This is a genomic window from Alkalibacterium sp. m-11 (assembly GCF_054658155.1).
In genome coordinates, this window is the sequence record NZ_BAAGIR010000380.1 from 1 (window position 1) to 412 (window position 412).

At 33.5% G+C, this 412-nt stretch carries 1 pseudogene; it reads right to left on the reverse strand.

Annotated features, from left to right (window positions below):
• A pseudogene (locus ACYQ2O_RS12895) lies at window positions 1-412 on the reverse strand (IS1634 family transposase); the annotation flags it as partial.

Below are 412 nucleotides of genomic sequence, written 5' to 3' on the forward strand. Positions count from 1 at the left end.
GGTGAAGAATACGCATATAAAGTAAACGAGATAATATTTCATTTAAATCAAAAGTAAAGTGATTTTCCTTTTGGATTTGTTGGCAGAGCTTGTCAAACTTCAATTCATGATAAATCTTTTGAAGAAAGAGGTATCCAATATTATACGAGTGTCTTTTGTGCAGCGGAATTTGTTTAGTCGGATTATATTTTGCAATAATCTGTGAGGCATTCTTTTTCTTTTCCTCTGTTAATTTTTGTACATAGGCGTGAGCCCACTCATTAGGATCAACGCCAGGATGTTTTTTTCGAATCTCTTCTTCGTTTCCTAATGATTCTACAACACGAGTTGTAGACCGACCATTTCGATCACGATAACTTTCAATAACAGAATAGGAGGTAGAATGTTTAGATTTATTCTTTTTAATACGCAT